This window comes from Streptomyces sp. NPDC057543 (genome assembly GCF_042801895.1).
GTDB lineage: Bacteria > Actinomycetota > Actinomycetes > Streptomycetales > Streptomycetaceae > Streptomyces.
Genome location: NZ_JBHVFF010000415.1, coordinates 1 through 5,513 on the forward strand (window position 1 = coordinate 1; position 5,513 = coordinate 5,513).

6 protein-coding genes and 1 pseudogene are annotated in these 5,513 nt (G+C 67.7%); 5 read left to right on the forward strand and 2 right to left on the reverse strand.

The window, feature by feature from the left end; translation table 11 throughout:
• Positions 1-54 precede the first annotated feature (54 nt).
• On the reverse strand, positions 55-1,320 hold the full coding sequence (locus ACFU8Q_RS38550; RefSeq protein WP_384463963.1) for a PTS transporter subunit EIIC: 1,266 nt from the start codon (positions 1,318-1,320) through the stop codon (positions 55-57).
• Between the two features lie 258 nt (positions 1,321-1,578).
• Positions 1,579-2,889, reverse strand: a complete 1,311-nt coding sequence (locus ACFU8Q_RS38555; RefSeq protein WP_384463966.1) for a PTS transporter subunit EIIC — start codon at positions 2,887-2,889, stop codon at positions 1,579-1,581.
• A gap of 197 nt (positions 2,890-3,086) precedes the next feature.
• Between ACFU8Q_RS38555 and ACFU8Q_RS38560 the strand changes: the two genes are divergently transcribed.
• The 5 genes and pseudogenes from ACFU8Q_RS38560 to ACFU8Q_RS38580 all read left to right on the forward strand — a co-directional run.
• Positions 3,087-3,344 (forward strand): PTS glucose/sucrose transporter subunit IIB, encoded by a 258-nt coding sequence (locus ACFU8Q_RS38560; RefSeq protein WP_266746427.1) that lies wholly within the window; start codon positions 3,087-3,089, stop codon positions 3,342-3,344.
• A 210-nt stretch (positions 3,345-3,554) separates the two neighbouring features.
• Positions 3,555-4,292 carry a ribonuclease PH gene (gene rph, locus ACFU8Q_RS38565; RefSeq protein WP_384463969.1) on the forward strand — a complete coding sequence of 246 codons (738 nt, stop codon included), beginning with the start codon at positions 3,555-3,557 and terminating at the stop codon, positions 4,290-4,292.
• A gap of 102 nt (positions 4,293-4,394) precedes the next feature.
• On the forward strand, positions 4,395-4,793 hold the full coding sequence (locus tag ACFU8Q_RS38570) for a hypothetical protein (RefSeq protein WP_384463972.1): 399 nt from the start codon (positions 4,395-4,397) through the stop codon (positions 4,791-4,793).
• Between the two features lie 21 nt (positions 4,794-4,814).
• Positions 4,815-5,423, forward strand: coding sequence for an RdgB/HAM1 family non-canonical purine NTP pyrophosphatase (rdgB, locus tag ACFU8Q_RS38575; protein ID WP_384463975.1), 609 nt, complete (start codon positions 4,815-4,817; stop codon positions 5,421-5,423).
• 4 nt (positions 5,424-5,427) lie between these two features.
• Positions 5,428-5,513 (forward strand): annotated as a pseudogene (locus tag ACFU8Q_RS38580) (zf-TFIIB domain-containing protein); the annotation flags it as partial.

Below are 5,513 nucleotides of genomic sequence, written 5' to 3' on the forward strand. Positions count from 1 at the left end.
GCCCTCACCTCCCGCAGCGGGAGGTGAGGGCTTCGTCGTGCACCGGGGTGAGGCCTACTTCGCCTCGGCCTTGAGGAGCTCGGCAAGTTCCTCGTCGGACTCGCGGCCCGGAGTCGGCAGGTTGAACTTGGTGATCGCGAAGCGGAAGACCACGTAGTAGACCACCGCGAAGCAGAGGCCGACCAGGACCAGCAGCCATGGCTTGCTCGCGATACCGAGGTTCAGGAAGAAGTCGACCGCACCCGCCGAGAAGCCGAAGCCGTCCTTCATGCCGAGGCCCCAGGTAAGGGCCATCGAGACACCGGTGAGTACCGCGTGGATCGCGTACAGCGCCGGGGCGATGAACATGAAGGTGAACTCGATCGGCTCCGTCACGCCGGTCACGAAGGCGGTGAGCGCGAGGGAGAACATCATGCCGCCGACGACCTTGCGGCGCTCCGGACGGGCACAGTGGACGATCGCGAGGCAGGCCGCCGGGAGGGCGAACATCATGATCGGGAAGAAGCCGGTCATGAACTGCCCGGCCTGCGGGTCACCGGCCAGGAACCGGGCGATGTCGCCGTGGGCGCCGTTGTACTCGCCCGCCTGGAACCACGGGAACGAGTTCAACAGGTGGTGCATGCCGATCGGGATCAGGGCGCGGTTGGCGACACCGAAGATGCCCGCGCCGACGGCGCCGGAACCGACCAGCCACTCACCGAAGTTGTGCAGAACGGTGCCGAGTACCGGCCAGATCAGGCCGAAGACGATGCCGATGATCAGGCCCGCGAAGGCCGACAGGATCGGGACGAGGCGACGGCCGCTGAAGAAGCCCGCCCAGTCGGGCAGCTTCGTCCGGTAGAACCGCTGGTAGATCAGGGCCACGACTATGCCCATCACGACGCCGCCGAGCACACCGGCGTTGACCGGTGCGTCGTTCATGACGATCTTGCCGTCCACGACGCTCGCGACCTGGGGCAGGTTGCTGTCGGTGAAGGTGGCGAGCACCTTCTGGAAGACCAGATAGCCGGTGACCGCGGCGAGGGCCGTCGAACCATCCGACTTCTTGGCGAAACCGATCGCGATACCCACGGCGAACAGCAGCGCCATGTTGTCGAGAATGGCACCGCCGCCCGCGGCCATGTAGCCGGCGAGCTTCGTGATGAACGTCGGGAACGAGTCGCGGCCGAGCATGTCCGCGTTGCCGAGCCGGACCAGCAGCGCGGCCGCGGGCAGCACCGCGACCGGCAGCATGAGGCTGCGGCCGATGCGCTGCATGACCGCCATCACGCCGGCGCCCTTCTTCTTGGTGACCGCGGATGCGGTGTCTGCCGTGGACATCAACTTCCTCCATTGGGCAAGGCGCCGCCCAGGTCGTTGACGGGGGGAGGCGGCGACTCGGGAAACGCAGCAGAACGCACGCGGTCTGGACCACTCAGTGGTGTAGACCAGTTGTAGCACGGTGTGGGATGGATAAGGAACCTGCGATTTGCGATTACTTCGCATGAGCCATCACCCACGTTCGATGACGTGACGAAGACCCCCGGGCCACAAGGTTCCGAGGGTCTGCTTCCGTCGGGTCCGAACCCGACCGAGGTGCTATTTCGTGAGATTTCTCTCGATTTCGTCCTCCACCTCGTCGGGCTCCCGGCCCGGAGTCTGGAGATTGAACTTGGTGATTGCGAACCGGAAGATCGCGTAATAGACGGCGGCGAAGACCAGGCCGATCGGAATGATCAGCCACGGTTTCGTCGCCAGACCCCAGTTGATGACGTAGTCGATCAGGCCCGCGGAGAAACTGAAGCCGTCCTTGACTCCGAGCGCCCAGGTCACCGCCATCGAGACACCGGTGAGCACCGCGTGGATCGCGTACAGCACCGGCGCGATGAACACGAACGAGTACTCGATCGGCTCGGTGATACCCGTCACGAACGACGTCAGGGCGACCGACAGCATCATGCCGCCGACCGCCTTTCGCCGATGCGGCTTGGCGCAGTGGTAGATCGCCAGCGCCGCGGCCGGGAGGGCGAACATCATGATCGGGAAGAATCCCGAGGTGAACTGACCGGCCGTCGGGTCACCCGCCAGGAACCGGTTGATGTCACCGTGCACGACCGTGCCGTCCGGCTTGGTGAAGTCGCCGAACTGGAACCAGACGAACGTGTTCAGGAACTGGTGCAGGCCGATGACCAGCAGTGCGCGGTTGGCGACGCCGAAGATGCCCGAGCCCGCCCAGTCCAGGTCCACCAGCCACTTGGAGAAGCTGGTCAGACCGTCACCGATCGGCTGCCACACCCACGCGCACAGCGCCGCGAAGAGAAGACCGACGAACGCCATGATGATCGGCACCAGTCGGCGGCCGTTGAAGAAGCCCAGCCAGTCCACCAGCTTGACCCGGTGATACCGCTGCCAGAGCCAGGCGGACAGCAGACCCATCACGATGCCGCCGAACACCCCGGGGTTCTGGTAACCGGCCTGCGTGACCGTGGTGTCCGGCAGCACGCAGACCCCCGACCACATTCCGGCGCTGCTGAACTTGGCCCCGGGGGCGCAGCCCACCGGGAAGGCGTGCAGCACCGCGTAATAGACGAGAAAGCCGGTCACCGCGGCGAGCGCGGTCGAACCGTCCGACTTCTTCGCCATGCCGATCGCCACACCGATGCAGAACAGCAGCGGAAGGCCGAGCCCCGAGTCGAGCAGCGCGCCGCCCGCCGCCGCGAACACCGTGGCGACATTGCCCCAGTGCAGCCCCTCGTCGCCGAATACGTCCGGCTGGCCCAGCCGGTTGAGAATGCCGGCCGCCGGCAGGACGGCGATCGGGAGCTGGAGGCTGCGGCCCATCTTCTGGAGGCCCTGGAAGAGGCCGTTCCACCACGATTTCCGTGGTACTGCGGCACTGCTCGAGCTCATCGGCGTCCTCCCGGAACAAGGTGCGGTCGGGGGTCGTTGAAGACTGGTGTAGACCAGTTGGGGTACGGTGCGTAACCCGCCTGGAAGGCAGGGCGCGGTGATCGTCATCATTGGGGACGGCCCAGTCACTCGCTCGCGAAGCTGGGCCAAACGTGCGTTACGGTGACGAAACGGACCCATGGTGGGCCGTCGCATGCATGGGAACAACCAGGGAGAAGGCCATGGCCAGCAAGGCTGAGAAGATCGTCGCCGGGCTCGGCGGTATCGACAACATCGACGAGATCGAAGGCTGCATCACGCGCCTGCGCACCGAGGTCCACGACCCCAGCAAGGTCGACGAAGCCGCGCTCAAGGCCGCCGGAGCCCACGGCGTCGTCAAGATGGGCACCGCGATCCAGGTCGTCATCGGTACCGACGCCGACCCCATCGCCGCCGACATCGAAGACATGATGTGACCGGCCGCCGAATCGCCGACTGACCTTCCGGCCGCCCCCGCCGGATCCCGCTGGGCCCGAACGAACCGACTCGGCACCGGCATCAGCACCACCCTCACCACCACCCCCCCCACTAGCACCAGCACCCCGCAGGCCCCGTCCGCCCCACCCGGACGGGGCCTGCACCGCACCCGAACGGGTGCCGGCCCCGCACCCGATAGGGTCGATGTCATGTCTCGTATCGACGGCCGCACCCCCGAACAGCTCCGCCCCGTCACCATCGAACGCGGATGGAGTAAGCACGCCGAAGGCTCCGTACTCATCTCCTTCGGCGACACCAAGGTCTTCTGCACCGCCTCCGTCACCGAAGGCGTTCCCCGCTGGCGCAAAGGCAGTGGCGAAGGCTGGGTCACCGCCGAATACTCCATGCTGCCCCGCGCCACCAACACCCGCGGCGACCGCGAATCCGTACGCGGCAAGATCGGCGGCCGCACCCACGAGATCAGCCGGCTCATCGGCCGGTCCCTGCGCGCCGTCATCGACTACAAGGCCCTCGGCGAGAACACCATCGTCCTCGACTGCGACGTCCTCCAGGCCGACGGCGGCACCCGCACCGCCGCCATCACCGGCGCCTACGTCGCCCTCGCCGACGCCGTCACCTGGGCCCAGCACAAGAAGCTCGTCAAGCACGGCCGCAAGCCACTGACCGACACCGTGTCCGCGATCAGCGTCGGCATCGTCGACGGCACCCCCCTCCTCGACCTCTGCTACGAGGAGGACGTCCGCGCCGAGACCGACATGAACGTCGTCTGCACCGGCGACGGCCGCTTCGTCGAAGTCCAGGGCACCGCCGAGGCGACCCCCTTCGACCGCAAGGAACTCGGCGCCCTCCTCGACCTCGCCACCGCCGGCTGCGCAGACCTCACCGTCATCCAGCACGAGGCCCTCGCCCGCACCCTGGGCGAGTGAAGAAGCAACCACATACGCACCACAACGCGTCGTTACGAGCACGGGCGCACGGGTCGAACCGTGCGCCCGTCCGCGTATCCGCACCCGGGGAGGAACCGCACCATGGCCAAGGCCGACCGCCACCGCCGCACCACCGTCGCGCTGACCCTGACCGCCCTCACCCTCACGCTCACCGCGACAGCCGGCTGCGGCGCCGTCGACAAGGCACTCGACTGCGTGCGAACCGCCGACGCCATCGCCACCAGCGTCGACAACCTCCAGCAGGCCGTCTCCAACGCGTCCGACGACCCCACCCAGGCATCCGAAGCCCTCGACGACATCGAGAAGGAACTCGGCAACCTCGGCGACAAGACCGACAACGCCGACCTCGGCAAGGCCGTCGACCACCTCCAGGCCGGTGTCGGCAACGTCCGCGACTCGATCGACAAGGGCGACGCCACCCCCGACATCACCCCGGTCACCGACGCCGCCAAGGAAATCGGCAAGGTCTGCAGCCCCTGACCACCCCTGATACTGGGTGACATGACCCGCCTCATCCTCGCCACCCGCAACGCCGGGAAGATCACCGAACTCCACGCGATCCTCGCCGACGCAGGCCTCGACCACGAACTCGTCGGCGCGGACGCGTACCCGGAAATCCCCGACGTCAAGGAGACCGGCGTCACCTTCGCCGAGAACGCCCTGCTCAAGGCCCACGCCCTCGCGAAGGCCACCGGCCACCCCGCCATCGCCGACGACTCCGGCCTCTGCGTGGACGTACTCGGCGGCGCCCCCGGCATCTTCTCCGCCCGCTGGTCCGGCACCCACGGCGACGACCGGGCCAACCTGGACCTGCTCCTGGCCCAGCTCTCCGACATCGACGACGCCCACCGCCGGGCCCACTTCGCCTGCGCGGCCGCCCTCGCCCTCCCCGACGGCACGGAACGCGTGGTGGAGGGCCGCCTGACGGGCACCCTGCGCCACACCCCGTCCGGCACGAACGGCTTCGGCTACGACCCGATCCTCCAGCCCGACGGCGACACCCGCACCTGCGCGGAACTGACCCCGGCCGAAAAGAACGCGATCAGCCACCGAGGCAAGGCGTTCCGCGAGCTGGTGCCGGTGGTGCGGGAGCTGGTGCGCCAGGCGTAACGGCAGCGGCTGCCGGGGGATCTTCCTCGATTACGGCGAGCTGGAGACCCTGACCCGCATCGAGGCGCAGTGGACACAACAGGCCCCGCC